Source organism: Roseateles sp., assembly GCF_044373315.1.
GTDB lineage: Bacteria > Pseudomonadota > Gammaproteobacteria > Burkholderiales > Burkholderiaceae_C > JACDQM01.
Map to the genome: position 1 here is coordinate 18,886 of NZ_JBILQK010000008.1, position 24,307 is coordinate 43,192.

The following is a 24,307-nucleotide window of genomic DNA, read 5'->3' on the forward strand; positions in this document are numbered from 1 at the left end:
GAGCGATTCGCGGCTGCGGGGTGCGATCAGTGGCAGGTCATCCAAGTATCGGTCACAGCCAGGCGGGCCAGCGCGGTCCGCGCGGCTCAGACGCAGGCGCGCTGGCGCAGACGCTGCGCGAATGCCTCGACCTCGCCTGGCACCGCGGGGCGGCGTTCCGTCAGGTCGGCAAGCAAGGCGCGCAGCAGACGTCGCAAGGTCTCGGGCTGCGGCGTCAGCGGGCCAGCGAAGTGCACCTGCTGCTCGTCGAGCAGCACCAGCGTCGGAAAGGTCTCGACATCGAAATCGCCCACCAGTGCAGCCTCGTCCTCGATGTCGATCCAGTGCAATTGCAAGGCAACGCCGTCGGCGGCGACCTCGGCGCCCACCTCGTTCAGCACCGGCTCATAGGCCTCGCACAGCCGGCACCAGGCTGCGCACAGACAGGCCAGTTGAAGCTGGGCCATCAGGCCGCGACGGGCAAGCCGGCAGCGTCGAAGAAGCCTTCAAACAGGGCCGAGCTCAGATAGCGCTCACCCGAATCCGGCAGCACGACGACGAGGGTCTTGCCGGCGTTCTCGGGCTTGTGAGCCAGGCGCACCGCCACCGCCGCCGCCGCGCCACAGGAGATGCCCGCGAGGATGCCCTCCTCGCGCGCCAGGCGGCGAGCAAAGGCGATGGCTTCCTCGTTGCTAACCTGCTCGACGGCGTCCACCAGCGACAGGTCGAGCACCTCCGGCACGAAGCCGGCGCCGATGCCCTGGATCTTGTGCGGCGCGGGCTTGATCTCCTCGCCGGCGCGGGCCTGGGTCAGCACCGGGCTGGCCGTGGGCTCGACGGCCACCGACTGAATGGCCTTGCCCTGGGTCTTCTTGATGTAGCGCGAGATGCCAGTGATGGTGCCGCCGGTGCCCACGCCCGAGACCAGAATGTCGATCGCGCCGCCGGAGTCTTCCCAGATCTCCGGGCCGGTGGTGGCTTCGTGGATGGCCGGGTTAGCCGGATTCTTGAACTGCTGCAGCAGCACATAACGGGCCGGGTTGGAGGCAGCGATCTCCTCGGCCTTGGCGATGGCGCCCTTCATGCCCTTGGCGCCTTCGGTCAGCACCAGGGTGGCGCCATAGGCCAGCAGCAGCTTGCGCCGCTCGATGCTCATGGTCTCGGGCATGGTCAGCGTGACCGGGATGCCGCGCGAGGCTGCGACGAAGGCCAGCGCGATGCCGGTGTTGCCGCTGGTCGGCTCGACGATCTCCTTGCCCGGGCCCAGCAGGCCGCGCTTCTCGGCATCCCAGATCATGGCAGCGCCGATGCGACACTTGACCGAGTAGGCCGGGTTTCGGCCCTCGATCTTGGCCAGCACGGCGGCGCCGGCACCGTCGGTGACGCGGTTCAGACGCACCAGCGGCGTGCGTCCGATGGACAGGGAGTTGTCGTCGAAGATGCGGCTACTGCTCATGCTCGGGCCTCGCTTTTCAGGGAAAGCAAGCGTAGCCAGCGAGCCGCCGCCGGTCAAAGAACGAATCGTTGCTTCGATATGCGCGCCAGCGATGAAGCTCAGTACAGCGTCTGCTGCTGACGGGCGGGCAGCGCGGCGTCATAGGCCTGCGCATCGAAGCCAGCGCTCAAGGCCGCAATGATGCTGCCGGTCGACGGCAGGCTGGCCCGCTCGACCTGCGCCGCCGGGTCCCACAGCCCCGAGCGCTTGACGGCGCGGGCGCACTGGAAGAAGACCTTGTGCACCTCGACCACCAGCACCGAGCGCGGCAGCCTGCTTTCACCGTCCGGACCAGCCACGGCAAAGCGCTGCAGCAGCGCCGGTGCGGCGCTGAGCCGACCGCGGCCCATCACGCGGAAGGCCTCGCCGAAGCCAGGAATCAGGAACAGCAGGGACAGTTCGGGATCGCTGAGCAGATTGCGCAGGCTGTCGATGCGGTTGTTGCCGCGGCGGTCGGGCATCAAGAGCGTGCGCCCTTCATCGACCACCTCCACCAGCGTGCCCGGCGCATCGCCGCGCGGCGAGGTATCGATGCGGCCGGTCTGCGCGTCACGCGTGGCCAACACGCAGAAGGGCGAGGCCTCGATGAACGGGCGGTACAGCGCATGGATGTGGTTGCACTCTTTGTCCAGCGTAGCTCGTGCAGCGGCGCCGGCCAGCGCCGGGTCGGGGTAGATCGCGCGCAGCGCGGCCAGATCGGCCAGGTCGTGGCGGCGGTCCAGCCAGGGTGCGTCGTCCTTGTTCATCTTCAGAGTCCTCCGAAAACCTTCTTCAGGATGGCGCTGCCGCTGCCCACCGGGTCCTGGCGGATTTTCTTCTCCTCCTGGGCAATCATCAGGAACAGGCCGTCCAGCGCACGGCGCGTTACATAACTCTGTATGTTGGCATCCTCCGGCTTGACCAGGCCCAGACCCAGGGCCTTGCCGGCCACTGCGTTGTACTTGTCGGCCAGCGCCACCTTCTCGGTGCTGCGGGTGACGATGGGCAGGAACTTCTCGGTCAGCGGCGTGCGCGTCTTGACGGCGAAGAACTGCGTCACCGCATCGTCGCCACCGCGCAGGATCTTCAGCCCGTCTTCCACGCTCATGGACTTCACGGCATTGACCAGCAGCGGCCTGGCCTCAGGCACCGCAGCCTCAGCGGCACGGTTCATCGCGGTGACCAGCTCATCCACGCGCTTGCCCTGGCCGGTGGCCTTCAGCACCTTGACGGCGTCCTTCAGATAGCCGGGCAGCTCGATGCGCACCAGCGGATTGCCCAGGAAACCGTCGTTGCGGCCCAGCTGGCTGACCGCCGCTGCCGCGCCGCGCTCCAGCGCCGCGCGGATGCCGGACGCCGCATCGGTTTCGGTGAGGCCAGCAGCCTGCGCCGCGCTCAGGCCGAACGGCAGCGCCAGGGCGGCGCAGGTGAAGTGACGACGGTGCAGGGACATGACGGGCCTCTTCTGAATCAGGAGGCCCGATCTTGCCATCAGGCGACGCGCCGCCCTTGCACCAGCACCTCGCGCATCACCGGAAAGCCCTCCACCTCGCCCACGCGCAACAGATCGGCGCGCAAGCCAGGTGCGATCTGGCCGCGGTCGTGCAGGCCGCAGGCCTGGGCCGGGTTCAGACTGACGACACGCATGGCCTCGGCGGGCGAGAAGCCGGCTTCACGCTGCAGGCGCCAGGCAGCTTGCAGCAGGCTGGTGGGCACATAGTCGGAAGACAGCATGTCCAGCACGCCTTCGCGCGCCAGCTCCACCGCTGCCACATTGCCCGAGTGCGAACCGCCGCGGATCACATTGGGTGCGCCGGCCACTGTCGCCAGCCCATGCTGCTTGGCATGGCGCGCTGCCAGCAGCGTGGTCGGGAACTCGCTCATCTGCGCGCCCAGCGCCACTGCCTCGTCCACATGGGCGATGGTGGTGTCGTCATGCGTGGCCAAGGCGACGCCATGCTGGCGTGCAAAGTCAGCAAACCAGGCGCGATTCGGCTCGGCGTACTCGGCCTGGCGCTGCGGTGCGATACGCACCTCTTCGTCGAACTGCGCATCGGTCCAGCCCTTCTTGCCGGTGTAATAGATGCGCGCATGCTCGATGTCGGTCCACTGGCGCTGGCCGGGCGTATGGTCCATCAGCGAGAGCAGCTTCAGGCGCGGATGGTGGGCGAAGGGCTCGAACAGCTCGCGCGCATTCGGTGCAGGCAGCTCGCAGCGGATGTGGATCAGGTGGTCGGCGCGCAGCGCACCGGCCGCGTCAAGCTTGTCCAGCAGTGCCAGCACCTCGGCTTGGCTGCGCGCGCGAAAGCCCACGCCGTAAGGATCGCCCACACCGATTGCGTCGAACACCGTAGTGATGCCGGCGGCCGCCACCTCGGCGTCATGCGCCTGCAGCGCGCCCAGCATCGGAAAGACGATCTTGGGACGCGGCGTGACATGTCGCTCGAGATTGTCGGTATGCACCTCCACCAGGCCGGGCAGCAGCCAGTCGCCGCCCCAGTCCTCGGCCTGCGGCAGGCTGCTGCGGCCTTGCTCGACGGCGGCGATGCGGCCGTCCTCAATCAAGACCTGACCCTGAATGGTCTCGCCGGCCAGCACGATGCGGGCGTTGTGGATCAGTCGCTGGCGGCTCGTCATGCAGCTTCCTTGTCGTGTTGATCGGGGGCAGGAGCGCCCATCGTATGGCAGCGGCTGGCCACCGCGTCGCGCACCTCCTCGTCGTGGAAGATGCCGACGATGGCAGTGCCGGCCGCCTTCGCTTCCTCGATCAGCTCGATCACCACACGGCGGTTCATCGCATCCAACGAGGCGGTGGGTTCGTCCAGCAGCAGCAGCTCGGCCGGCGCGATGAAGCCACGCGCGATATTGACGCGCTGCTGCTCGCCGCCCGAGAAGGTGGCCGGCGGCAGACCCCACAGGCCCTGCGGCAGGTTCAACCGCGCCAGCAGATCAGCAGCCTGCTCGCGGGCGCGCTGCTCGTCCGTCTCGCCAGCCGAGATCGCGCGCTCAGCCACCACCTCCAGCGCCGAGACGCGTGGCAGCACGCGCAAGAACTGGCTCACATAGGCCAGCGCGCGGCGGCGCAAGGCGATCACCTGCTGCGGCGCAGCCTTCACCAGGTCCAGCGTCGCGCCGTCCGCGGTGTTGACGAGCAGCTGGCCGCCATCGGCGCCATAGCTGCCGTACAGGCACTTCATCAAGGTGCTTTTGCCTTGACCCGAAGGACCGACCAGGGCCAGGCATTCGCCGCGGGCGACCGTCATCGAGACCGCGTTCAGCACCGGCAGGCGCAGCCCCTCGCGCAGATGCAGCGTGAAGGTCTTGTGGAGGCCGCGCACATCGAGAACCGGCTGCTTGTACGTCATGGAGCCACCACCGAAGAAACGAGAAGTTGGGTGTAGGGGTGCTGCGGATCGTCCAGCACCCGGTCGGTGAGGCCCTGCTCGACGATGCGACCCTGGCGCATCACCAGAGTGCGCTGCGCCAGAAGGCGCGCCACGCCGAGGTCATGCGTGACGATCAAGGCCGACAGGTGCAGGCGTGCCACCAGGCTGCGGATCAGGTCCAGCAGCCGGGCCTGCACCGAGACGTCCAGGCCCGAGGTCGGCTCGTCCATCAGCACCAGACGCGGATGCGTGACCAGATTGCGCGCGATCTGCAGGCGCTGGCGCATGCCGCCGGAAAACGCCCGGGGGCTGTCGTCGATGCGCTCGGCATCAAGCTCCACCGCGCTCATCCATTGACGGCCCTGATCGCGCAGCGTGTCGAAGCGGCGCTCGCCCAGCGCCATCAGGCGCTCGCCCACATTGGCGCCGGCGCTGACGTTCATGCGCAGGCCGTCGGCTGCATGCTGCTCGACAAAGCCCCATTCGGTGCGCGCCAGCAGGCGGCGCTCGCGCTCAGGCAGCGCATGCACGTCCACCCAGGATTCGCTGGCGCGGCGGTAATGCACATGGCCCGGCGCGCAGGCAATGCGGCCGGCGATGCAGTTCAGCAGGCTGCTCTTGCCTGAGCCCGATTCGCCGACAATGGCCAGCACCTCGCCGGGATGCAGCTCCAGACTAGCGTCTTGCACCGCGTACGCGCCGTCGCGCGCGCCGGGGTAACGCAGGTTCAGGCCCTGCACCTTCAGCAGCGGCTCGGCATGGATGTTGGCGTTCATTGCAGCGTTCCTCCCGCCAGCGGCACGACAAAGCTGAAGCCGTGGCGCGTGAAGCCCAGGTGTTCGTAGAAGGCATGCGCGTCCACGCGCTTGGCATTGCTGGACAGCGCCAGCTTGTAGCAGCCGTGTGCCCGCGCCACCGCCATGGCCTGCTCCATCAGCAGCCGACCCAGGCCCAGGCCTTGGGCTTTGGGATGCACGGCCACGTCTTCCACCAGTGCTTCGGGCGCCTGGCGATGTGCCAGCAGCGGCAGGATGTAGAGCGTCAGGCAACCCAGCACCTCGACGCGGCCGCCCTGGCCCGCCACCTCGGCCAGCCACAGCTCCGCACCCAGCGCCTGCATGGCCTGCCAGCTTTGCAGCGCGCCGTCCAGCGGCACGTCCTCGGCCGCATCCAGCCCGCTGGCGACGAACAGGCCCAGCACGGCCGGCAGATCGGCCGCAGTGCCCGGGCGCAGCCGCGTCTCGGTGATCGCGAAGCTCGCGTCTTGTTTCTTCTCGCTCATGTCTGGGGTCCTTTCTGCGCCTGCTGCTGCAGCTCTTGCTGCCCCCGGCAATGGTCGGTATCCGAGCAGGTCCACAGCGTCTCGCCGCCGGCCAGCGGCACTTCGTCCAGATAGCTCGTCGTGCAGCCGCACAGCGCGCAGGCATGGCCTTGCGGCTCGATATGGAACGGCCGGTCGGCGAAGTCCAGGCTCATCACATCGGTATAGGGTGGTACGGCGTACAGACGCTTCTCGCGCCCGGCGCCGAAGAGCTGCAGCGCCGGCATGCGATGCATCTTGGGGTTGTCGAAGCTGGGGATCGGCGAAGGCGCCATCACATAGCGGCCGTTCACCAGCACGGGGTGGTCGTAGCTGGTGTCGATGCGGCCCCAGTGCGCCAGATCCTCGTAGAGCTTCACATGGATCAGGCCATATTCCTGGAAGGCATGCAGTCGCGCGGCCTCGCTGCGGCGCGGCTCCAGCTTGTACAGCGGCTCGGGCTGCGGCACCTGGTAGACGAGGATCTGAGCCTCGGTCAGCGCGCGCTCGGGGATGCGGTGGCGGGTCTGGATGAGGCTGGCCTCGGCCGTACGCTCGGTGGTCGCCACGCCGGTGGTGCGGGCGAAGAAGCGGCGGATGTTGACGGCATTGGTTGTGTCGTCCGCGCCCTGGTCGATCACCTTGAGCGTGTCGGCGCGGCCGATCACCGCCGCGGTGACCTGAATGCCACCAGTGCCCCAGCCGTAAGCCAGCGGCATCTCGCGCGAACCGAAAGGCACCTGGTGGCCCGGAATGGCCACCGCCTTCAGCAGGCTGCGGCGGATCATGCGCTTGGCGCGCTCATCCAGGTAGGCGAAGTTGTAGCCCTGGGCGGTGCTGTGGGTTTGGCTCATTCCTGTTGCTCCTCTCGGATCGCACGCAGCATCTGCAGCTCGGACTCGAAGGTCACGTAATGCGGCAGCTTCAGATGCTGGACGAAGCCCGAGGCCTCGACGTTGTCGCTATGCGCCAGCGCGAACTCCTGCAGCTGCGCCGGGCTGGTCAGGGTTTCGTCGAATTCGTCGGCGCGCAGCGCACGGTCAACCAGGCTCATCGCCATGGCTTTGCGCTCGGCATGGCCCAGCACCAGGCCGTAGCCGCGCGTGAACTGCGGCGGCCGCTCGGCGCTGCCGACAAACTGGTTGACCATCTGGCACTCGGTCAGCTCGATCTCGCCGATCTCGATCGCGAAACCCAGCTCGTCGGGCACCAGCTCCACCGCGACATGGCCATGGCGGATCTCGCCGGCAAAGGGGTGGGTGTTGGCATAGCCGCGCTGCGTGCTGTAGGCCAGGCCCAGCACCCAGCCTTCGTCGCCGCGCGCCAGCATCTGCAGGCGCGCCGCGCGCGGCAGCGGATACAGCGGCGGCTCGCGCGTGATGTCCATGGGCTCGGGGTCGCCTGCGGGCGGCGCCTCCTGTTCGATCAAACCGTCGGCGCTGAGAGCGGCCAGCGCATGCGGCATCGGTTCGGAGGGTGCCGCAGGGCTTGCAGGCTCTGACGCCACGGCGTTCTCGGCCTGCAGCAGCCCGAACTCCAGCAGGCGCTGGCTGTAGTCGAAACTCGCGCCCAGCAGCTGGCCGCCGGGCAGGTCCTTGAAGATGGAGCTGATGCGGCGTTCGCAGCGCATCGCCGCGGTGTCCAGCGGCTCGGCATAACCCAGACGCGGCAGGGTGCTGCGGTAGGCGCGCAGCAGAAAAGTCGCCTCCAGCGCATCGCCCTGGGCCTGCTTGAGCGCCAGCGCGGCCAGTTCGGGGTCGTACAAGGATCCCTCGCCCATCACCCGCGACACCGCCAGGCCCAGCTGCTCGCGCAGCTGCGCCACCTCGATCTCACGCAGCGCGGCATCGCCACGGCGCCGCTCATCCAGCAGCCGCAGCGAAGCAGCGATGGCGGCTTCACCGCCCTTGACAGCGACGTACATCTCAGCCCTCTCCGATCAGCGTTGAGCGCGGCAGCGCGACGATCTGATCGCCGGCGGCGAACACGATGTCGATGCCGCAGGGGAAGTCGGCCTGCTGCGCCTGGCGCCAGGCCCAGAGCGCATCGCTCACGCCTTCGATGCCCAGCCGGTGTTGATGCTCGATGCCCGGCCCCTGCCAGCACAGCGCACCTTCGGCGCTGATGCCATCCACCGCGATCAGCGCGGTGGCACTGTCCTGCGGCGCCACATCGTCGCCCGGGTTTAGGCGCAGCAGCAGCGCGGGCGTTGCCTCGGCGGCATTCATCAGCGCGAAGTCAGCCTGCTCGGGCTCGGCCACCAGCTGCGCGCCGCAATGAAAACGGCACCAGGCACGCAGCGCGGGCTGGTCCAGCTGCGGGCTCAGCCACAGCCGCGTGTCGGCATCGAGCAGGGTCAGCAAGCTAGCGGCCAGGGCCGGCTGCACGTCGGCCGGATGGCCCAGGCCGGCCAGCGCCGGCAAAGCCTGGATGCGACCGGGCCGGCTCATGGCCTCCAGCAGCGTGCGAAAGACCTGCTGGCCGTCATGCACCGGGTCGGCAAAGGCCGGGGCCAACTCGCCCAGGGTGCCGGTGTCGAGAACAGCGCTCATGCCGAGGCCTCCGTCTGCAAGGTGAAGAACTGCACGCGGCTGGCTTCCACGCGCGCCCGCTCTGCGGCCAGCTGCTGCTCGCGCGCGGCGCGCAGCGGCGCGATCACCTCGGCCAGCAGCAGGGCCTGCTGATCGGGCTGCTGCAGCAGCGCGTCCAGCGCTGCCACCCACTGCGCCCGCGCCTCGTCGCGGCCCAGCACATAGCCCAGGCCGACGCTGACGGCGCCCTGTGCCGTGCGGTAGCGCAGCGCGCAGCGCGTCACCGTGGCCTCGGCCAGGTTGAAGCGCGCGCCGCTGTTGCTGGCGCGGCCGCGCAGCATCACCAGGCCGGCCTCGGGCGCACGCAGCGCCTCGAAGCGGTAGTCGGCCAGCACACGCTCGCCGTGGGGCGCCAGCGCGGCGCGCGGCGCCTGGGCCAGCACGGCCAGCCACTGCTGGCGGGCCGTGTCCGGGGCGTTTCGGGTTTCTGGGTTCATGGCGATGTCATCTAGACCACTTAAGATGGCGGCCAGTATCACCTTCGGACGTGACAGTTTCTTGACCCCATGAGCACAAAGACTGAAACGAACAGCACGCGGCGCTGGGAGCAGATTGCGCAGGAGCTGCGCGCCGATATCGCCAGCGGCCGCTTCGCGCCCGGCACGCGCCTGCCCAACGAGAGCCAGCTGGCGGAGCGCTTTGCGGTGAACCGCCACACGCTGCGCCAGGCGGTGCAGGCGCTGGTGCGCGAGGGCTTTCTGAAGGTGCAGCAAGGCAGCGGCACCTGGGTGCGCGAGCTGGTGCTGGACTACGCGCTGCAGCGCCGCACCCGGCTCTCAGAAAACCTGGCCGAGGCGGGCGAGCGCGCCGAGCGCGAACTGCTCGCGCATGAGCGCTGCGCTGCCGGCAGCTGGGCGCAGGCCTTGAAGGTCAGCCCGGCCAGCCCGGTGGAGCTGCTCTACACCCGCTCGACGGTGCGCGGCCGGCCGATCAGCCTGAGCACCGCCGCCTACCCCTGCCCGCGCCTGGCGGGCATGGCCGAGGCCTTTCAGCGCGAGCGCTCGATCACGCTGGCCTTCCAGTCCCTGGGCATAGCCGACTACACCCGCCTGCGCTCCAGCATCTCGGCCCGCCTGCCGACGCCGGCCGAGGCCGACGCGCTGGCACGGCCGGTCAGCCAGCCGGTGCTGGTGGTGCACTACACCAATATCGATCTGCAGGGCCAGCCGGTGGAGGCCGCCTGCACGCTGTTCGCATCGGATGCGGTGCAGCTACAGGTCGAGGGGGAGCTCTGAGCATGCAGCGCTATGCCGTCTATTACGCACCAGCCGAAGATCACCCGCTGTGGCAGGCCGGCTGCCAGTGGCTGGGTCGCAACCCGGCCGATGCGCTGGACTTGCGCGATCCGCCCGCAGCACGACGCGAGCCCTGGCGCTACGGCTTCCACGCCACGCTGAAAGCCCCGCTGCGCCTGTGCCCCAGCCTGCGCGAAGGCCAGTTGCATGCCGCGCTCAGCGCCCTGGCCGCCGCCACGCCGGCCTTCGAGATGCCCCGCCTGCAGGTCACCACGCTGACCGACTTCATCGCGCTGCGCCCGGCCGAAGCGCTGGCCCGCGAGCATGCGCTGTGGCGCCTGGCCGACGCCTGTGTGCGCGAGCTCGATGCGTTCCGCGCGCCGCCCACCGCCGCCGAGATGGCGCGCCGCCAGGCCAGGCCGCTGGAGCCCGCCGCGCAGGCACGGTTGCAGCAATGGGGCTATCCGCATGTGCTGGAGGGCTGGCGCTTTCACATGACGCTGAGCGACAGCCTGGTCGATGAAGCGGATCGCGCGGCGCTCCTAGCGCTGGCCCAGCAGCACTTCGCCGCCTCGCTGGCCGTGCTGCCGCTTTACTGCGCTTCGATCTGCCTGTTCCTCGAGAGTGCGCCGGGCGTGCCCATGCAGCTGCAGCGGCGCTATCCGCTGGCTCAGTCGCCCGAATCCGCCAGCGACTGAACTTCCTGGTCGATCGCACCGAAGACGCTCTGGCCGTCGCGGCCCTTCATCTCGATGCGCACCGTGTCACCGAACCTCATGAAGGCGGTCTTGGGCTCAGCGCCGGGCTGCTCGATCATCTCCAGCGCACGCTTCTCGGCGATGCAGCTATAGCCGCGGCTGGCATCCGCATTGGCCACCGTGCCGGAGCCGACGATGCTGCCGGCGCGCACCGCGCGCGTCTTGGCCAGATGTGCGATCAGCTGGCCGAAATGAAACTGCATCTCCGGCCCCGACTCCAGCAGGCCGACCTTGCGGCCGTTCCACATGGTCTGCAGGCTGAGGTGCACGCGGCCGCGCTGCCAGGCCTCGCCCAGCTCGTCGGGTGTCACCGCCACCGGACTGAAGGCGGTGGACGGCTTGCTCTGCAGAAAGCCAAAGCCCTTGGCCAGCTCGGCCGGCACGAGGTTGCGCAGCGTCCAGTCATTGGCCAGCATCAGCAGGCGCACACCTTCCAGCGCCTGCTCGGGGCTGGCGCCCTGGGCCACATCGCCGGTGACCACTGCCAGCTCGGCCTCAAAGTCGATGCCCATGGCTTCTGAGGCAAAGCGCGCCGGCTGCTCGGCGCCGAGGAAGTCGTCGCTGCCGCCCTGGTACATCAGTGGGTCGCGCTGAAAGCTCTCGGGCATCTCGGCGCCACGCGCGCGGCGCACCCGCTCCACATGGGCGAGGTAGGCCGAGCCGTCGGCCCATTGATAGGCGCGCGGCAGCGGCGCCATGCACAGCTTGGGGTCGAAATTGAAGGCGTGGCGCAGGCGACCATGGTTCAGGCCGGTGGAGAGCTCTTCGAGCTGCGGCGCCATGAAGTTCCAGTCGTCCAGCACCTGCTGCAGGCGCGTGGCGATGCCGTTGGCGAAATGGGCGCCGGTGAGGTCGCGCGAGACGACGACCAGCTGGCCGTCGCGCGAGCCGTCCTTGTAGGTAGCAAGTTTCATGATGAAGGCGGGGGAAAGCGTTTCGGCACTGCGATGGCAGCATTGTCCGATGAAGCCGGCCCTGCACCCTTTTAGCCGCCGCTGGCCGCTGCCACAGCTGGCCACGGCGCTGGGCCTGAGCCTGCTGGGGCATGGCCTGCTGCTTGACGCACTGGAGCCCAATGTGCCGCGCCTGACAGCCGCCACGGCGGCCTCGGCACAAACCAGGCCGGACCGGCCCATAGCCCCTGCCGTCATGGTTCAGGCGGTGGCCGAAGATGGGCGACGCGAAGCCGCAGGCGACTCAGCACCCCCCGCTGCCCCAAGAGCTCCTGCTGAGCCCAGCGCCGTTCAGCGCTCGCTGCGCCCTCACGCAACAAGGCCGCAGCGGCCAGGACCGCCTGCACTGGCACAGCGAAGACCGCCGCTACGCCTTGCGGCTGGAGCGCTGGCCGGACGATGGCCGCCCGCTACACAGCTGGCATGGCCGTGGCCGTTGGGATACCCGGGGCCTGGCGCCGGAACACTTTGCCACCGCCGAGCGCGGTCGCGAGAAGCAGGCCACCAGTTTCAGGTGGGGGATTGATCAGTTTCTCGTCCAGCACGGAGCAGCAGGCCCTCATCCTAGGGGGGGGCAGGATCGTCTGAGCTGGTGGTTGCAACTGACGCGGCATTGACACAGGCGGCGCCGGCCAGCCTGACTCTGGGCCAGGCGCTGCAACTGCCCATCGTCGCGATGCGTGGGCCGGTGACGGCCTGGCGCTTTGCCGCCAGCGGCCACGAGTCCCTGGCCCTGCCCGATGGCCGCGTGGTTCAAGCCGTCCGGCTCGAAGGCAGCGCTGAGGGCCCGCCATCGCAACGCATGGCGGTCTGGCCGGCCGGAGAGCCCCCCGGCCTTGCCGCTGCGCCTTCGCCAAACTTGGCGAGCCAGGAGATTAGCGAATACCGGCTGACTCCTGTGGACCAACCGTGATGTTGTGACGCCTCCACCACAGGCAGGCCTTGACCACTCTCCCGAGAAGCGCGGCTTTCTGCCAGTATGAGGGCGTGGACAAGGGCAGCACGCCGTGCTTCACCCCTTGAAAACAGATAGCCCGACCACAGCTATCGAGCAAAGGAGTATCGAATGCACACGCTCTACAACTCCCCCAGCTTCATCGTGGTCCAGTTCGATGTCCCGGTTGAGGGACCGCTCCATGGCGACCACGCCGTAGAGCCCGGACTGCAGCTCAGCCGCGAGGGCTTCGAGATCGTCGACAAGTTCGCGCGACGCGAGATCTTCATCGAGGGCGCCCTCGCACAGCAGTTCCAGGAGGGTGTCGAGCACCTGATGGAATCCGATCCGTCCGAGGACGATCTGGATGATTTCATCGAGCGCTATGCCAACCTCGGCCAGCACCCTGTCGTGATGCATTGAACACGGATCGGGAGGGGACACTCAGCGCCCCTCTTGTTTGACCGGCGTCCCTGCGCCAAGATGGGGCGGCGCGCGAGCGTTTTGCCGCTATTGATTCGCGCGAGGAGTGGTTCATGGTCAAGCGTCTGGCAGACACGCGGGTGCTCGCATCGCCCGGCCTCAAGAGCGCCGCAGTGCTGGATCGGATGTGCTCGCACTTTGTGCTGACGCTCACCGTCAAACATGGCTCGCGCTTCAATCTGCGGCGCGATTTCAACGGCCTGCTGTCCTTCACCGGCCGGCATCTGGTCTGGCCGCTGCGCGTGCTGCAACGTCTGCGCAGCTATTTAGCGCTGCGCTGCCAGGGCAATGAACTCTGGAGTGGCCACGAGGCGCTCAGCGACGAAGCCTTCCTGAACCGCTACGGCGTCTGGAACGGCCCCTTCGCCGAGGCCACGCTGTTCTTCTACCTGGACGAGTACATCAAGGACGCGCCCAAGGACATGATGGCCCTGTTGGCCAGCACCTGCGAGGCGCTAGACCGCCAGCTCAAGCGCGAATCCACGCTGATCGAGAAGAACATCGCCGCGCTGGCCGGCCTGCTGCAGCTCAACCCGGCCGAGCGTGCGCTGCTGCTGTACGGCACGCTGGCGCGCTACCAGCGCGAATTGCGCGGCGCGCTGGTGGAGTTCAAGGTCAACACCGCACAGGAGGCTTATGCGGCGATCGCCGCGGTGGCCGGCGTCGATGCGCAGGATGTGGCCGAGGCGCTGCGCGCTGGCTCGCGGCTGGAGCGAATCGGCATGGTGGAGAACCTGATCTCCGAGCACAACATCACCGACCTGGCCGACCTGATGAAAGTCAGCGACCAGCTGCCGCCGGTGCTGATGCGCGAGTACCGCGGCCCCGACGACCTGATGGCGGTGTTCACCCGGCCGGCGGTCAAGAGCGAGCTCGCGCCGCGCGACTTCGAGTTTGTCGCGGAAGACCTGCAGGTGCTGGCCACGCTGCTGCGAGAGGCCGTGGCACGCCAGCAGTGCGGCGTCAATGTGCTGCTCTACGGCCCGCCCGGCACCGGCAAGACCGAGCTGGCCAAGGTGGCGGCCGAAGCCGCAGGCCTGCAGCTCTACGAGGTGGAGTACGCGGACCGCGAAGGTCATTCACTGACCGGCCGCGACCGCTATCGCTCGCTGCAGATCAGCCAGCAGTTCCTCAAGGCCAGTCATTCGGTGGCCCTGCTTTTTGACGAGGTCGAGGACGTCTTCCCGCCCTTGTCGACCGACACCGTGCAGCTGATGGCGCGGCTTGATGCGGCGCTGGATGCGCCGGCCTCGGGCTCGGTCAGCGGCAAGGCCTGGGTGAACCAGATCCTGGAGACCAACCCGGTGCCGGTGATCTGGGTGACCAACCGCATCGAGCAGATCGACCCGGCCTTCCGCCGCCGTTTCCAGTACCACCTGGAGCTGAAGTCGCCGCCGCCCGGTGCGCGCTTGGCCCTGGTGCAGCGCGCGCTGGCCGAGGTGCCGGTGAGTGCCGAGTTCAGCGCGCGGCTGTCCGAGCGCCGTGGCCTGACGCCGGCGCAGATCCGCACCGCGGTTCGCTTCGCGCAGCTGGCCGGCCCGCCCGAGGCGGCTGAAGGCTTGATACAGCGCCAGCTGCTGAATGCCGACAAGGCGCTGGGCCACAGCGGTCAGGACAAGCCCGAGCGCCGCGTCGTCACGCAGTACGCGCTCGACCTGTTGAACTGCGAATCACGCTTCGAGATTCCGCGCATCGTCGAGGCGCTGCAACGCCGCGGCAGCGGCCAACTGTGCTTCTACGGCCCGCCGGGCAGCGGCAAGACCGCCCTGGCCGAGCACATCGCGCAAGCCCTGGGACGGCCGCTGATGGTGCGCCAGGCCAGCGATCTGTCCAGCAAGTACGTCGGCGAGACCGAGCAGAACATGGCCCGCATGTTCGAGTCCGCCCTGCAGGAGGATGCGGTGCTGCTGCTGGACGAGGCCGACAGCTTTCTGCGCAGCCGTCGTCGGGCGGAGCGCAATTACGAAGTCAGCGAAGTCAACGAGATGCTTGCCGGCATGGAGCGCTTTGCCGGCGTCTTCATCTGCACGACCAATCTGTTCGACGAGCTGGATGAAGCTGCGCTGCGGCGCTTCGCCTTCAAGATCCGCTTCAAGCCGCTGACAGCCGAGCAGCGCGAGGCTATGTTCCGCCGCGAGGCACGCGCTGCAGAGATGGATGCTGAGCAATGCGAACGCCTGGCGGCGCTGGACCAGCTGACGCCGGGTGACTTCGCCGCGGTTCGCCAGCAGGAGGAGATCCTGGCCGAGACACTGACACCGGACGAGTTCCTGACCCAGTTGGAGGCCGAACACCGGCTCAAGCCCGAGGTGCGCTCGCGCAGGGGGATCGGCTTCCGCTAGCAGGTCTTGCTTCGGATTGAGCGACCGCCGGGCTGCGGGTGCGCCACTGCGTAGCTACGGCAGATCTCGTCCCCGGAGGGCACAAGCAGCAGGCCTGCCCGCCCTCCTGCGCCCTTAGCCGCAGTCGCGGTTTTTCAGCTGTTTACCAACTCGCCCAGCAGCGCCAAGTAGTAATCCAGAGGTGGCGTCACTTTCGACGGATCTTTGGCCAGATCGTCCCAACGGCGCAGCGAAACTGCGTCCTGCGCAAAGGGCAAGGCGGCAAAGGCAGCGCATTCCTCGTCATTCATGGCGCCGCCTTGCAGCGTCAACGAATGCACCGAAGCCGGCGACAGCGTGGCCAGATAGCCAGGGTCAGTCGCCACCAGATAGCGCTTGGCCGCCACATGCAGGCGGATCGGCTCCAGCACCGCGGCGCCGAAGCCCTCGCTCAGCAGCGCCAGCGCGCGCAGCTCGTGCACGTCGTCCACCTGGTCACCCAAAGACACCACTTCATCGTCGGCGAAGTGGCCGATGTCGTGCAGCAGCGAAGCCGCCACCAGGCTCGGCGCGGCACCCGCCCATTCGGCCAGCTGCGCGCATTGCAGGCCATGGGCCAGCGCGCTGACGGCCTCGCTGCGCGCGCCGTCGTAGGCCACTTCGGCCTGGCTGCGCAGAATATGAGCGATGTGCTCGATCAGATCCGGAGCACCACTCATATCAGGCGCTTGCGCAGTTGCGCGGACAGCATGTCGATCAGGCTGACGCTGACGATCAGCATCAGCAGGATGGCGGCCGTCTGGCCGTACTGGAAGCCTCGGATCACCTCCCACAGCAGCATGCCGATGCCGCCGGCACCAACCATGCCCACCACTGAAGCTGAGCGCACATTGGCTTCGAAGCGGTACAGCGTGTACGAGATCCACAGCGGCATCACCTGCGGCAGTACGCCGTAGGCGATCTCTTCCAGGCTGTGCGCACCGGTGGCGCGAATGCCCTCCACCGGCTGGGGGTCGATGGCCTCCACCGCCTCGCTGAACAGCTTGGCCAGCGTGCCTGTCGTGTGCACCCACAGCGCCAGCACGCCGGCAAACGGGCCCAGGCCCACCGCCACGACGAACAGCAGCGCGAACACCATCTCATTGATCGAGCGGCAGGCATCGAGCAGGCGGCGCACTGGCTGGTGCACCCACCAGGGCGTGATGTTGCCGGCCGCCAGCAACGCCAGCGGCACCGAGCAGATCACCGCCAACGCCGAGCCCCAAAGCGCGATCTGCAAGGTGACGATCAACTCCTGCAGATACTGCCGCCACTCGAGGAAGTCGGGCGGGAAGAATCCGCGCGCGTACTCGGCCATATTTCCGCTGTCGCGCAGCAGGTCCAGCGGGCGCATGTCGGCACCCTGCCAGGAGCCCGCCAGCAGCGCGATCAGCAGCCCCCAGCCAAGGAGGCTCCACAGACTGGGCTTGGGTGGCGCCGGAACGGCGCCAACGGCTTTCAGCGCAGGGCTGACTGCAGCACTCATGGCGAGGGCTCCTCTTTCTTTCCTGGATGGACCGGATCAATCAGTTGGTGGCGGCCGCCATGCGGCCCAGCTCGGCCATGCGCTGGTCGATGACCTGCAGGCGCTTGGCCTTGTCCTCGGCCGACAGGTTCGCGTCACCCTCGATCTTGGTGCGCTCAGCCACCAGACCCAGTTGGCGCACAGGGACAAGTTGGCTGTTGTCGGACTTCATGAATCCACCGATGGTCAGCTTGGACAGGATCTCCTTCTCGCGCGGCTGCTTGCCGTAGGCGAGGAAGAAGTCGGCCACCTTCTTCTTGGTGCCGGCATCCAGGTCAGCACGCCAGACCATGGGGTCGCTGGCGATCAGGGGGGAACGCCAGATCACCTTCAGCTCGTCGTGCTTCTCGGGCTGCTTGAGCTTCATGCGCTCCATGGCATCGCTGGCCACAGTGGCGATATCGATCTGCTTGCCGTGCACGGCCAGGATATTGGTCTCGTGGTTGGCACGCACCATGCGCTTGAAGTCCTTGGTCGGGTCGACCTTGTTCTGCGCGAAAGCGTAGTAGCCAGGCACCAGCGCACCGCTGGTGGAGTTCGGGTCACCAAAGCCCAGGGTCAGGTTCTGGCGCTGCTTGATCACATCGTCGAGGCTGTTCAGCGGGCTTTCCTTGCGGGCGACGATGAAGCCCCAGTAACCGATGCCGCCATCCGGCTGCACCATGCGGGCGAAGACCTCGCCCTGGGCACGGTCCACGGCCTCGATGGCCGACTTGTTGCCGAACCAGCCCACCTGCACCTTGTTGAAGCGCATGCCCTCGATCACGCCGGCATAGTCGGGCGCGAAGAATGCATTGACCTTCAGGCCGGTGACCTTTTGCATGTCTTCCAGCAACGGCTGCCAGGCGGCCTTCAGATTGGCCGAGGACTCGGTCGAGATGATGCCGAAGCTGATCTCCTTGCTGCCGGACTGAGCCTGCGCCTGGGGCAGCAAGGCGGTGGCGCTGAGCGCAAGGACGGCAAGGGCACGACGCTGAATGGTGAACATGGGGACTCCTGAAGCGACGAAAAGAATGGAGAGGGACGAAGAAAGTCAGGCGGCCTGCGCCACCGGAATCAGACCGGCAGGTGCGAAGGCCTCTGGCAGCGGCTGCGTGTCGCGATGCGGCGTCAGCAGCTCGCCAACCTGGGTACCGTAGAGCTGCTGCAGGCGCTGCTCGCTCAAGGCGGCGGTGGGGCCGTCATAGACCACCTCGCCATTGCGCAGCGCCACGGTGCGCGGGCAGTAGGCGAAGGCATAGTCGATCTGGTGCAGCGACACCAGCACGGTGACGCCTCGCTCGCGGTTGACCTGCGCCAGCAGCTCCATCACGCGGCGGCTGGAGGCCGGATCGAGCGAAGCGATCGGCTCGTCGGCCAGAATGATCTTGGCGCCCTGCACCAGCGCGCGAGAAATCGCTGCGCGCTGCTGCTGGCCGCCCGACAAGGTGGAGGCGCGCTGCCAGGCGCAGGCCTCGATGCCCACATGGCGCAGCGCCTCGTAGGCACGCTGAAGCTCAACGGCCGGGAAGGCCCGCAGCAGGCTGCGCCACATCGGCAGGCGGTGCAGCGCACCGACCAGCACATTGCTCATCACCGGCAGGCGGTCCACCAGATTGAACTGCTGGAAGATGCTGGCCACCTCGCGGCGCAGTGCGCGGGTCTCGCGGCTCAGGCGTCCACCGCTTTGCAGCGTGCGGCCCAGCAGCTTCACCTCAGAGACCGAGCCTGAATCGGCGCGGTGCAGGCCATTCAGATGGCGCAGCAGCGTGGACTTGCCCGATCCCGAGGCGCCAAGCAGCGCCACCATCTCGCCCGGCTGCACCGAGAGAGAGACCTCACGCAGCGCAGCATGGTTGCCAAAGCGTTTGGACAGTGAACGGACTTCGATAGCGGCGGTAGAGCTCATCACGGCTTCTCCTGCAAGGCGAATGCCGCGAATCATCTAGACCTGCGGTGACAGGCGCGTGACAGGCTGAACCCGGTTGATCCCTGATGAGCACCCCGTTGCCATCGCCCACTGGGGTGATTCACGCCCGGGGCTGGGGGCTTGCACACTGTGCGTTGTCCAGCATCGTTGCCGATGCGCCGCGGCGCCAGCTCTGGCCTCAGACCTTCAGGGAGTGACCCACGTGAAAAGAACCATCGCCATCGCGCTGGCATGTCTCATGGCTGGCACCGCACAAGCCAACGAGTCCTGCGCACTGAAGGTGGCGCGCCTGCTTTCGACAGGGCAGATCGATACCTTGTCAGCCCTGTTCGCTGGCACGCAAGACTTGGAGCCGGCGCTCAAGGCGATGGCGGAACAGCATGGCATCTTGTCTGCAGTGACAGAAGCCAGCGGGCCCAGATTCAAGACACACCGGCGCCTCAGCGTGGGCCAAACGACAGGCCCATACACCGGCGCCTGGGTGAACGCGAGGTCGGAAAAGCTGGGGCCAATTCAGCTGCATCTCGCTCAGCAGCAAGGATCTGCCTGCACATTGCTGGCACTGCACCTGGATGCCGCTCAACGCTGAACAGTCCGCAAGCGCCTTGGCCGCGTCATCAGCTCGTGTACACCGTCTCCAGCGATCTGAAGCCCTTGATCTCGATCGGATTGCCGAAGGGATCGAGCAGGAACATCGTCCATTGCTCGCCGGGCTGGCCAGCAAAGCGCAGCTGCGGCGGTAGCACGAACTCGACATCGGCTGCCTGCAGCTTGTCGGCCAGCGCCTGCCAGTCAGGCAGTTCCAGGATCACACCCAGGTGCGGCATCGGCACCCGCTTGTCGCCCACATGGCCGGTGTTGGCAGTGGCGAAGGGTTCACCCAGGTGCAGCGAGATCTGGTGGCCGAAGAAATCGAAGTCCACCCAGCTGGCGGTGCTGCGGCCTTCGCGGCAGCCCAGCAGGCCGCCGTAGAAGGCGCGGGCCTGGTCCAGATCGCTGACGTTGAAGGCCAGGTGGAAGATGCTGCGCATGAGGAGAACTCCGGCAAGGGCATTGGAAACCGTGGCATCGTAGCGGCATGAATCGTCCGTCCAGCAAGGAACTGCCGCACAGCGCCAAGCTCGTTACCATCTGGCTGTTGGTGACCCTGGTCGTGTTTCTCGGCTTCAAGGCCTGGGAGCACCACCAGCAGCAGTCGCAGATCGCGCTGCATGAGGGCCGCATCGTGCTGCAGCGCGGGAGCGATGGGCATTTCCACTGGCGCGGCCGCATCAACGGCGTGGAGGCCGATTTCCTGGTGGATACCGGCGCCACCGGCACCGCCATCCCGCAGGCTCTGGCCGAGCGTGCCGGCTTGCGCGCCGAAGCGCCGATACGCTCCAAGACCGCAGGCGGCATGGTCGAAGGCTACCTGGCCCGCGCCGACCTGGAGCTCGCCGGCGGCGTGCGCGCCGAACGCCTGCCGGTGACGGTGCTGCCCGATCTGCATGCGCCGCTGCTGGGCATGGATGTGCTGTCCAAGCTGCGCTTCGTGCAAGAAGGCGGACGCCTGAGCATCGAGGCACCGCACTGACTGACGTAGGATGGCCACACCCCCCTCGAGAGGAGCAGATCCATGGCAGACAACAGCTTCACGAAGTTCGTCCCCGGTTTCGACTTTCTGCAAGGCCTGGTCAAGAACGCCGGCGCGGCCCTGCCCGGCATTGGCCAGTGGGTGGCGCCGACGCTGAACCCTGAAGAGCTGGAAAAACGCATCGAGGAGTTGCGCACCGTGCAGTTCTGGCTGGAGCAGAACGCCCGCATGCTGGGCGCCACCATCCAGGCGCTGGAAGTGCAGCGCATGACGCTGTCCACGCTGCAGTCGATGAATGTGCCGCTCGGCGAGCTGCGTGAAGCGCTCAAGGTGCCAACACCAGTCATCAGTCCACTGCCCGCCGTGCCCGAGGCACTGGCCGCCGCGCTGCCCAAGGCCGAAGCGAAGCCCAAAGCTGGCAGCAGCAAGAACGCCGCATCGGCAGCGGCGACTGCGGCTGCGGTCGACCCGATGCAATGGTGGTCGGCGCTGAGCCAGCAATTCACACAGCTGGCCGCCAACGCGATGAAGGACAGCGCCACCGATGCTGCGAAGAACCTGGCCGGCGCCATCGTCAAGCAGAGCTTCGACGCCGCCGGCGACACGCTGCGCAAGGCGGCCTCCGTGCCCGGCGCGGTGGTGGGCGCTGCGGCACGCAGCGTCACCGGCACCCCAGCGGCCCGCACTGCCGCCAATGCGCGCAGCAAGAGCGTCAGCAAGACCAGCAGCAGCAACAACGCCAAGCCCGCGGCTGCCGCGCGCCGACGCAGTTAGCGTCAAAGCTTCTTCCTGATGAGCCTGCCTCCCCTCAAGCCCTTCGCGCACGCCCACGCGACCCATCCCGACGCGCATATGGCGTTGGCGCTGGCGGCCGCACAGATCGATGCCCAGCGCGCGCAGACTGGTCTGCAACCCAGCCTGGGCTGGATCTACCTGACCGAGGCATTCTGCGGCGCGGCCGAGGGCCTGCTGGCCGAGTTGCGCCAGCGCTGGCCGGGCGTGGCCTGGCTGGGCGCCAGCGGCCCCGGCATCTGTGCCGGGGGCACAGAGTACTTTGATGAGCCTGCCCTGGCGCTGATGCTGGCCGAGCTGCCGCACGAGCAGTTCCAGCTGTTCTCGGGTCTGCAGCCGCTGGGCGACTGGCAGCCCGAGCTGCTGCAGGTGCATGCCGATCCGCGCACACCCGACCTGCAGGAGCTGATTGCCGAACTGGCCGCGCACAGCCGCAGCGGCTATGCCTTTGGCGGCCTGGCCGCCGGCCGCGGCGACGCGCTGCAGATTGCTGATGGCGTGTGGCGTGGCGGCCTGTCGGGCGCGGGCTTCGGCGCCGGGCTGCAGCTGGTCTCGCGCGTCAGCCAGGGCTGCCAGGCACTGGGGCCGGAGCGCCGCATCGACGCCTGCGATAGCGGCCTGGTCACCGTGCTGGACGGCCAGCCGGCGCTGGACTGCCTGCTGCAAGACCTGGCCCTGCCGGTCACCACCGCCGGCGCCGGCCTGCGCGACGCCTTGCCGCGCATGCGCCGCACCTTGGCCGGCATCAGCCGTGACGATGATCAACAGGACAGACGGCATGTCCGCGGCGCTGGCGCCTACGGCCCGCAGGTGCGGGTGCGGCATCTGGTGGGCATCGATCCGGCAAAGCGTGGCGTGGTGGTGGCCGAGCCCTTGCAGCCGGGCCAGCGCCTGAGCTTCTGCGAACGCAGCCCAGAGGCCGCGCGGCGCGATCTGCTGCGCATCTGCACCGAGCTGCGCGCGCTGGCGGAAGATCGCGAAGGCGGCCCGGCCCGCATCGCCGGTGCGATCTACATCAGCTGCAGCGGCCGCGGCGGCCCGCATTTCGGCGCACCCAATGCCGAGGCCCAATGGGTGCAGCATGCGCTGGGCGATGTGCCGATGGTGGGCTTCTTCGCGGGCGGCGAGATCGCGCACGCCAGCCTGCATGGCTACACCGGCGTGCTGAGCGTGTTTCTTTCCTGACCGCAGGCCGTCTGGATCAAACAGCCTCAGGGCTTCTCGCGCGTCAGGTCGAGGTCGTACTGGCGGTAGTCGAAGTCCATGCCCTTCGGCGGTGGCGCCTCCAGATGAAAGACCCGCCGTTTGCCGAGATCGACATAGGGCAGCGAGGGGCGCAGATAGTCGCGGAACTGGCTCAGCAGCGAGCCGTCGCGGTAGGCCATCAGCAAGCCCTTCTCGATGCGCTGCGCCACGGCCCGGTCCTTGTGATTCATGTGGAAGAACTGCGGCAGGTCGTAAACCAGCGCGATGCTGCGGTCCAGCAGCAAGTCGGGCTGATCGGCGCGCGCCAGGGCCTCGTGGCGCACTTCCAGCACGCTGCGGCAGAACAGGTCGACTCGGCCCTTGGCCACCATAGCGAACAGATTCTCGTAGGCACTGACCTCGGTGACCTGGAAGCCATTGGCGCGCAGCACCGCCACATCGCCCCAGCCTGTGCCCTGGCCAATGCTGAAGCGGCGCAGCTGCTCGATCGTCCTGACCCCCTCCACCGCCTGCTGGGCCTGCGGCGAGACGAAGCACACCCGATAGCCCACGGCGCCAAGCAGGATGGGAAATCTGACCGGCACCAGACCGCCCGTCTGCCGCCCTTCCTCGTAGCCGGCCATCACCACGAAGTTCGGGTACTGGCGCCGCGCCGCCGTGAGCAGCGCACGCTGCTTGTTCATGCGATCCGAGAGCTTCAGCGTGTAGGGTCCGTGGCTGTCGATCGTCTTGTCCAGCGCCAGGCGCAGGGCTTTCTCGATGTAGATCGAGCGCTGGTCATTGGTCGTCTCCGGCGCACGCAGCGTCAGGACCGTCTCGGCCGCCTGCACGGCCTGCATGAGCCCGCCAACAGCAAGTAGACAGATCAGTTGCTTGAACACGGTGTCGAGCGGCTGGGATGCGTGAAGGGCCTCGATTAAACCATCGCCGGCATGGCGCGCAGCCGGCAGGCTGTCAGGCGCGCGGGCCTATCCGCGACAGCAAGCCCTGGTTGATCAGCAGGCCCAGCAGCACCGCCGCCGTGCCCAGCCACTGCAGCGGCAACGGTTGCTCTCCGAACACCGCAGCCGCCGCCCACAGGCCCACCACCGGCACCAGCAGCGACCAGGGCACGATGCGGCCCGGGCTGTGGCGCTGCAGCAGCCTTGTCCAAAGGCTGTAGGCCAGCAGCGTGGCCAGCAGCGCGAGATACAGCACGGCGCCGACGCCGCGCGCGCTCAGGCCTGCCAGCTGCTGCAGCAGCGCCGCCGGGCCGTCCTGCCAGGCCGCCAGCGCGAAGAAGGGCACGATGGGCACCAGGCTGCTCCAGACGATGAAGCCCAGCGGGTCATAACTACCATGCTTGGCGGCTGCGATGCGGCTGACCAGATTGGACACCGCCCACATCAGCGCCGCCCCCAGCGTCAGCACGAAGCCGATCAGCGTCATCTGGCCCGGCCCCTGGCCATGCGCGCTGGCAATCGCTACCAGCCCGCCCAGCGCCACCGCTAGGCCCAGCCACTGGCGCGGCAGCGCGCGCTCGCCCAGCAGCGGCGCGGCCAGCAGCAAGGTGAAGAAGGCCTGCGTCTGCATCACGACCGAGGCCATGCCAGCCGTCATGCCCAGCTGCAGCGCGGTGAACAACAGGCCGAACTGGCCCACGCCCTGGGCCAGGCCGTAGCCGATCAGATAACGCGGCGGCAGCTTTGGCAGCGGCACGAACAGCAGGAGCGACAGCGCCGCCACGCTGAAGCGTAGCGCGCCCAGCAGCATCGGCGACAGGCCTTGCAGGCCAAGCTTCATGACGACGAAGTTCAGGCCCCAGATCAGCACCACGGCCAGCACGCGGGCCACATCGCCCGCGGACATC

General features: G+C 67.9%; 28 protein-coding genes. 8 read left to right on the top strand and 20 right to left on the bottom strand.

All coding sequences use genetic code 11. From position 1 onward, the window contains the following. Positions 1–86: 86 nt before the first annotated feature. The 12 genes from ACIQ67_RS03580 to phnG form a co-directional block, all read right to left on the bottom strand. The gene (locus tag ACIQ67_RS03580; protein ID WP_397532982.1) at positions 87–446 is read right to left on the bottom strand and encodes a thioredoxin domain-containing protein; all 360 of its coding nucleotides are present in this window, start codon (positions 444–446) and stop codon (positions 87–89) included. Then, on the bottom strand, positions 446–1,435 hold the full coding sequence (cysK, locus tag ACIQ67_RS03585) for a cysteine synthase A (RefSeq protein WP_397532983.1): 990 nt from the start codon (positions 1,433–1,435) through the stop codon (positions 446–448). Before cysK ends, ACIQ67_RS03580 begins: the two co-directional genes overlap by 1 nt. Before the next feature lie 98 nt (positions 1,436–1,533). Beyond that, positions 1,534–2,220 carry an MSMEG_1061 family FMN-dependent PPOX-type flavoprotein gene (locus ACIQ67_RS03590; protein WP_397532984.1) on the bottom strand — a complete coding sequence of 229 codons (687 nt, stop codon included), beginning with the start codon at positions 2,218–2,220 and terminating at the stop codon, positions 1,534–1,536. Between the two features lie 2 nt (positions 2,221–2,222). Then, positions 2,223–2,900: a DUF4197 domain-containing protein gene (locus ACIQ67_RS03595; protein WP_397533041.1), complete on the bottom strand. Its 678-nt coding sequence runs from the start codon at positions 2,898–2,900 to the stop codon at positions 2,223–2,225. Positions 2,901–2,944: 44 nt separating this feature from the next. Beyond that, positions 2,945–4,090: an alpha-D-ribose 1-methylphosphonate 5-triphosphate diphosphatase gene (locus ACIQ67_RS03600; protein WP_397532985.1), complete on the bottom strand. Its 1,146-nt coding sequence runs from the start codon at positions 4,088–4,090 to the stop codon at positions 2,945–2,947. After that, the gene (gene phnL, locus ACIQ67_RS03605; protein WP_397532986.1) at positions 4,087–4,818 is read right to left on the bottom strand and encodes a phosphonate C-P lyase system protein PhnL; all 732 of its coding nucleotides are present in this window, start codon (positions 4,816–4,818) and stop codon (positions 4,087–4,089) included. Before phnL ends, ACIQ67_RS03600 begins: the two co-directional genes overlap by 4 nt. Next, the gene (gene phnK, locus ACIQ67_RS03610) at positions 4,815–5,615 is read right to left on the bottom strand and encodes a phosphonate C-P lyase system protein PhnK (protein ID WP_397532987.1); all 801 of its coding nucleotides are present in this window, start codon (positions 5,613–5,615) and stop codon (positions 4,815–4,817) included. Before phnK ends, phnL begins: the two co-directional genes overlap by 4 nt. After that, entirely contained in the window at positions 5,612–6,121 is a 510-nt protein-coding gene (locus ACIQ67_RS03615; protein ID WP_397532988.1) for a GNAT family N-acetyltransferase, read from the bottom strand. Before ACIQ67_RS03615 ends, phnK begins: the two co-directional genes overlap by 4 nt. Next, positions 6,118–6,993 carry an alpha-D-ribose 1-methylphosphonate 5-phosphate C-P-lyase PhnJ gene (locus tag ACIQ67_RS03620; RefSeq protein WP_397532989.1) on the bottom strand — a complete coding sequence of 292 codons (876 nt, stop codon included), beginning with the start codon at positions 6,991–6,993 and terminating at the stop codon, positions 6,118–6,120. The genes ACIQ67_RS03615 and ACIQ67_RS03620 overlap by 4 nt, the downstream gene beginning before the upstream one ends. Beyond that, positions 6,990–8,063 (bottom strand): carbon-phosphorus lyase complex subunit PhnI, encoded by a 1,074-nt coding sequence (locus tag ACIQ67_RS03625; RefSeq protein ID WP_397532990.1) that lies wholly within the window; start codon positions 8,061–8,063, stop codon positions 6,990–6,992. The genes ACIQ67_RS03620 and ACIQ67_RS03625 overlap by 4 nt, the downstream gene beginning before the upstream one ends. 1 nt (position 8,064) lies before the next feature. Further along, complete coding sequence (gene phnH / locus ACIQ67_RS03630) at positions 8,065–8,691, bottom strand: phosphonate C-P lyase system protein PhnH (protein WP_397532991.1); 627 nt, start codon at positions 8,689–8,691, stop codon at positions 8,065–8,067. Further along, on the bottom strand, positions 8,688–9,167 hold the full coding sequence (phnG, locus tag ACIQ67_RS03635; RefSeq protein WP_397532992.1) for a phosphonate C-P lyase system protein PhnG: 480 nt from the start codon (positions 9,165–9,167) through the stop codon (positions 8,688–8,690). Before phnG ends, phnH begins: the two co-directional genes overlap by 4 nt. A gap of 69 nt (positions 9,168–9,236) precedes the next feature. Here phnG and phnF point away from each other — a divergent pair, with 69 nt between their 5' ends. Both phnF and ACIQ67_RS03645 read left to right on the top strand, forming a co-directional pair. Further along, positions 9,237–9,965 carry a phosphonate metabolism transcriptional regulator PhnF gene (gene phnF / locus ACIQ67_RS03640; RefSeq protein ID WP_397532993.1) on the top strand — a complete coding sequence of 243 codons (729 nt, stop codon included), beginning with the start codon at positions 9,237–9,239 and terminating at the stop codon, positions 9,963–9,965. Between the two features lie 2 nt (positions 9,966–9,967). Then, positions 9,968–10,663 carry a DUF1045 domain-containing protein gene (locus ACIQ67_RS03645; RefSeq protein WP_397532994.1) on the top strand — a complete coding sequence of 232 codons (696 nt, stop codon included), beginning with the start codon at positions 9,968–9,970 and terminating at the stop codon, positions 10,661–10,663. Here ACIQ67_RS03645 and ACIQ67_RS03650 read toward each other — a convergent pair. Next, entirely contained in the window at positions 10,636–11,637 is a 1,002-nt protein-coding gene (locus ACIQ67_RS03650) for a fumarylacetoacetate hydrolase family protein (RefSeq protein WP_397532995.1), read from the bottom strand. The two genes, ACIQ67_RS03645 and ACIQ67_RS03650, sit on opposite strands and share 28 nt — an antisense overlap. A gap of 631 nt (positions 11,638–12,268) precedes the next feature. On the opposite strand from ACIQ67_RS03650, the gene ACIQ67_RS03655 reads away from it, so the two are divergent. The 3 genes from ACIQ67_RS03655 to ACIQ67_RS03665 all read left to right on the top strand — a co-directional run bounded on the left by ACIQ67_RS03655 (position 12,269) and on the right by ACIQ67_RS03665 (position 15,435). Then, complete coding sequence (locus ACIQ67_RS03655; RefSeq protein ID WP_397532996.1) at positions 12,269–12,589, top strand: hypothetical protein; 321 nt, start codon at positions 12,269–12,271, stop codon at positions 12,587–12,589. Between the two features lie 153 nt (positions 12,590–12,742). Continuing rightward, positions 12,743–13,033: a DUF3567 domain-containing protein gene (locus ACIQ67_RS03660; RefSeq protein ID WP_397532997.1), complete on the top strand. Its 291-nt coding sequence runs from the start codon at positions 12,743–12,745 to the stop codon at positions 13,031–13,033. 113 nt (positions 13,034–13,146) lie between these two features. Continuing rightward, complete coding sequence (locus tag ACIQ67_RS03665) at positions 13,147–15,435, top strand: ATP-binding protein (protein WP_397532998.1); 2,289 nt, start codon at positions 13,147–13,149, stop codon at positions 15,433–15,435. 134 nt (positions 15,436–15,569) lie between these two features. On the opposite strand, the gene ACIQ67_RS03670 is transcribed toward ACIQ67_RS03665, so the two are convergent. From ACIQ67_RS03670 to ACIQ67_RS03690, 5 genes are all read right to left on the bottom strand, one after another. Further along, complete coding sequence (locus tag ACIQ67_RS03670) at positions 15,570–16,133, bottom strand: HD domain-containing protein (protein WP_397532999.1); 564 nt, start codon at positions 16,131–16,133, stop codon at positions 15,570–15,572. Continuing rightward, positions 16,130–16,939, bottom strand: coding sequence for a phosphonate ABC transporter, permease protein PhnE (gene phnE / locus ACIQ67_RS03675; protein WP_397533000.1), 810 nt, complete (start codon positions 16,937–16,939; stop codon positions 16,130–16,132). The genes ACIQ67_RS03670 and phnE overlap by 4 nt, the downstream gene beginning before the upstream one ends. A 40-nt stretch (positions 16,940–16,979) precedes the next feature. Further along, positions 16,980–17,966 (bottom strand): phosphonate ABC transporter substrate-binding protein, encoded by a 987-nt coding sequence (gene phnD, locus ACIQ67_RS03680; RefSeq protein WP_397533001.1) that lies wholly within the window; start codon positions 17,964–17,966, stop codon positions 16,980–16,982. A gap of 45 nt (positions 17,967–18,011) precedes the next feature. Next, positions 18,012–18,866, bottom strand: coding sequence for a phosphonate ABC transporter ATP-binding protein (phnC, locus tag ACIQ67_RS03685; protein ID WP_397533002.1), 855 nt, complete (start codon positions 18,864–18,866; stop codon positions 18,012–18,014). A gap of 638 nt (positions 18,867–19,504) precedes the next feature. After that, positions 19,505–19,918: a VOC family protein gene (locus ACIQ67_RS03690; RefSeq protein ID WP_397533003.1), complete on the bottom strand. Its 414-nt coding sequence runs from the start codon at positions 19,916–19,918 to the stop codon at positions 19,505–19,507. A gap of 47 nt (positions 19,919–19,965) precedes the next feature. Here ACIQ67_RS03690 and ACIQ67_RS03695 point away from each other — a divergent pair, with 47 nt between their 5' ends. Genes ACIQ67_RS03695 through ACIQ67_RS03705 form a run of 3 tightly spaced genes read left to right on the top strand, consistent with a single transcriptional unit; the run spans position 19,966 to position 22,437 of the window. Continuing rightward, positions 19,966–20,460: a TIGR02281 family clan AA aspartic protease gene (locus ACIQ67_RS03695; RefSeq protein WP_397533004.1), complete on the top strand. Its 495-nt coding sequence runs from the start codon at positions 19,966–19,968 to the stop codon at positions 20,458–20,460. A 42-nt stretch (positions 20,461–20,502) separates the two neighbouring features. Beyond that, positions 20,503–21,234, top strand: a complete 732-nt coding sequence (locus ACIQ67_RS03700) for a PhaM family polyhydroxyalkanoate granule multifunctional regulatory protein (RefSeq protein ID WP_397533005.1) — start codon at positions 20,503–20,505, stop codon at positions 21,232–21,234. An 18-nt stretch (positions 21,235–21,252) separates the two neighbouring features. Continuing rightward, positions 21,253–22,437, top strand: coding sequence for an FIST N-terminal domain-containing protein (locus tag ACIQ67_RS03705; protein WP_397533006.1), 1,185 nt, complete (start codon positions 21,253–21,255; stop codon positions 22,435–22,437). A 26-nt stretch (positions 22,438–22,463) separates the two neighbouring features. Here the strand turns inward: ACIQ67_RS03705 and ACIQ67_RS03710 are convergent, their stop codons facing one another. Both ACIQ67_RS03710 and ACIQ67_RS03715 read right to left on the bottom strand, forming a co-directional pair. Then, the gene (locus tag ACIQ67_RS03710; RefSeq protein ID WP_397533007.1) at positions 22,464–23,339 is read right to left on the bottom strand and encodes a hypothetical protein; all 876 of its coding nucleotides are present in this window, start codon (positions 23,337–23,339) and stop codon (positions 22,464–22,466) included. 73 nt (positions 23,340–23,412) lie between these two features. Continuing rightward, positions 23,413–24,306 carry an EamA family transporter gene (locus ACIQ67_RS03715; protein WP_397533008.1) on the bottom strand — a complete coding sequence of 298 codons (894 nt, stop codon included), beginning with the start codon at positions 24,304–24,306 and terminating at the stop codon, positions 23,413–23,415. Position 24,307: the final 1 nt, after the last annotated feature.

Bases quoted from the DNA above. Each gene is read 5' to 3' on its own strand.
- ACIQ67_RS03690 (WP_397533003.1), bottom strand. From the start codon at position 19,918: ATGCGCAGCATCTTCCACCTGGCCTTCAACGTCAGCGATCTGGACCAG.
- ACIQ67_RS03670 (WP_397532999.1), bottom strand. From the start codon at position 16,133: ATGAGTGGTGCTCCGGATCTGATCGAGCACATCGCTCATATTCTGCGC.
- phnF (WP_397532993.1), top strand. From the start codon at position 9,237: ATGAGCACAAAGACTGAAACGAACAGCACGCGGCGCTGGGAGCAGATT.
- ACIQ67_RS03600 (WP_397532985.1), bottom strand. From the start codon at position 4,090: ATGACGAGCCGCCAGCGACTGATCCACAACGCCCGCATCGTGCTGGCC.
- phnE (WP_397533000.1), bottom strand. From the start codon at position 16,939: ATGAGTGCTGCAGTCAGCCCTGCGCTGAAAGCCGTTGGCGCCGTTCCG.
- phnH (WP_397532991.1), bottom strand. From the start codon at position 8,691: ATGAGCGCTGTTCTCGACACCGGCACCCTGGGCGAGTTGGCCCCGGCC.
- ACIQ67_RS03715 (WP_397533008.1), bottom strand. From the start codon at position 24,306: ATGTCCGCGGGCGATGTGGCCCGCGTGCTGGCCGTGGTGCTGATCTGG.
- ACIQ67_RS03665 (WP_397532998.1), top strand. From the start codon at position 13,147: ATGGTCAAGCGTCTGGCAGACACGCGGGTGCTCGCATCGCCCGGCCTC.
- ACIQ67_RS03620 (WP_397532989.1), bottom strand. From the start codon at position 6,993: ATGAGCCAAACCCACAGCACCGCCCAGGGCTACAACTTCGCCTACCTG.
- phnD (WP_397533001.1), bottom strand. From the start codon at position 17,966: ATGTTCACCATTCAGCGTCGTGCCCTTGCCGTCCTTGCGCTCAGCGCC.
- ACIQ67_RS03625 (WP_397532990.1), bottom strand. From the start codon at position 8,063: ATGTACGTCGCTGTCAAGGGCGGTGAAGCCGCCATCGCTGCTTCGCTG.
- ACIQ67_RS03705 (WP_397533006.1), top strand. From the start codon at position 21,253: ATGAGCCTGCCTCCCCTCAAGCCCTTCGCGCACGCCCACGCGACCCAT.
- phnC (WP_397533002.1), bottom strand. From the start codon at position 18,866: ATGAGCTCTACCGCCGCTATCGAAGTCCGTTCACTGTCCAAACGCTTT.
- phnL (WP_397532986.1), bottom strand. From the start codon at position 4,818: ATGACGTACAAGCAGCCGGTTCTCGATGTGCGCGGCCTCCACAAGACC.
- cysK (WP_397532983.1), bottom strand. From the start codon at position 1,435: ATGAGCAGTAGCCGCATCTTCGACGACAACTCCCTGTCCATCGGACGC.
- ACIQ67_RS03590 (WP_397532984.1), bottom strand. From the start codon at position 2,220: ATGAACAAGGACGACGCACCCTGGCTGGACCGCCGCCACGACCTGGCC.
- ACIQ67_RS03580 (WP_397532982.1), bottom strand. From the start codon at position 446: ATGGCCCAGCTTCAACTGGCCTGTCTGTGCGCAGCCTGGTGCCGGCTG.
- ACIQ67_RS03660 (WP_397532997.1), top strand. From the start codon at position 12,743: ATGCACACGCTCTACAACTCCCCCAGCTTCATCGTGGTCCAGTTCGAT.
- ACIQ67_RS03645 (WP_397532994.1), top strand. From the start codon at position 9,968: ATGCAGCGCTATGCCGTCTATTACGCACCAGCCGAAGATCACCCGCTG.
- ACIQ67_RS03700 (WP_397533005.1), top strand. From the start codon at position 20,503: ATGGCAGACAACAGCTTCACGAAGTTCGTCCCCGGTTTCGACTTTCTG.
- phnK (WP_397532987.1), bottom strand. From the start codon at position 5,615: ATGAACGCCAACATCCATGCCGAGCCGCTGCTGAAGGTGCAGGGCCTG.
- ACIQ67_RS03695 (WP_397533004.1), top strand. From the start codon at position 19,966: ATGAATCGTCCGTCCAGCAAGGAACTGCCGCACAGCGCCAAGCTCGTT.
- ACIQ67_RS03615 (WP_397532988.1), bottom strand. From the start codon at position 6,121: ATGAGCGAGAAGAAACAAGACGCGAGCTTCGCGATCACCGAGACGCGG.
- ACIQ67_RS03650 (WP_397532995.1), bottom strand. From the start codon at position 11,637: ATGAAACTTGCTACCTACAAGGACGGCTCGCGCGACGGCCAGCTGGTC.
- phnG (WP_397532992.1), bottom strand. From the start codon at position 9,167: ATGAACCCAGAAACCCGAAACGCCCCGGACACGGCCCGCCAGCAGTGG.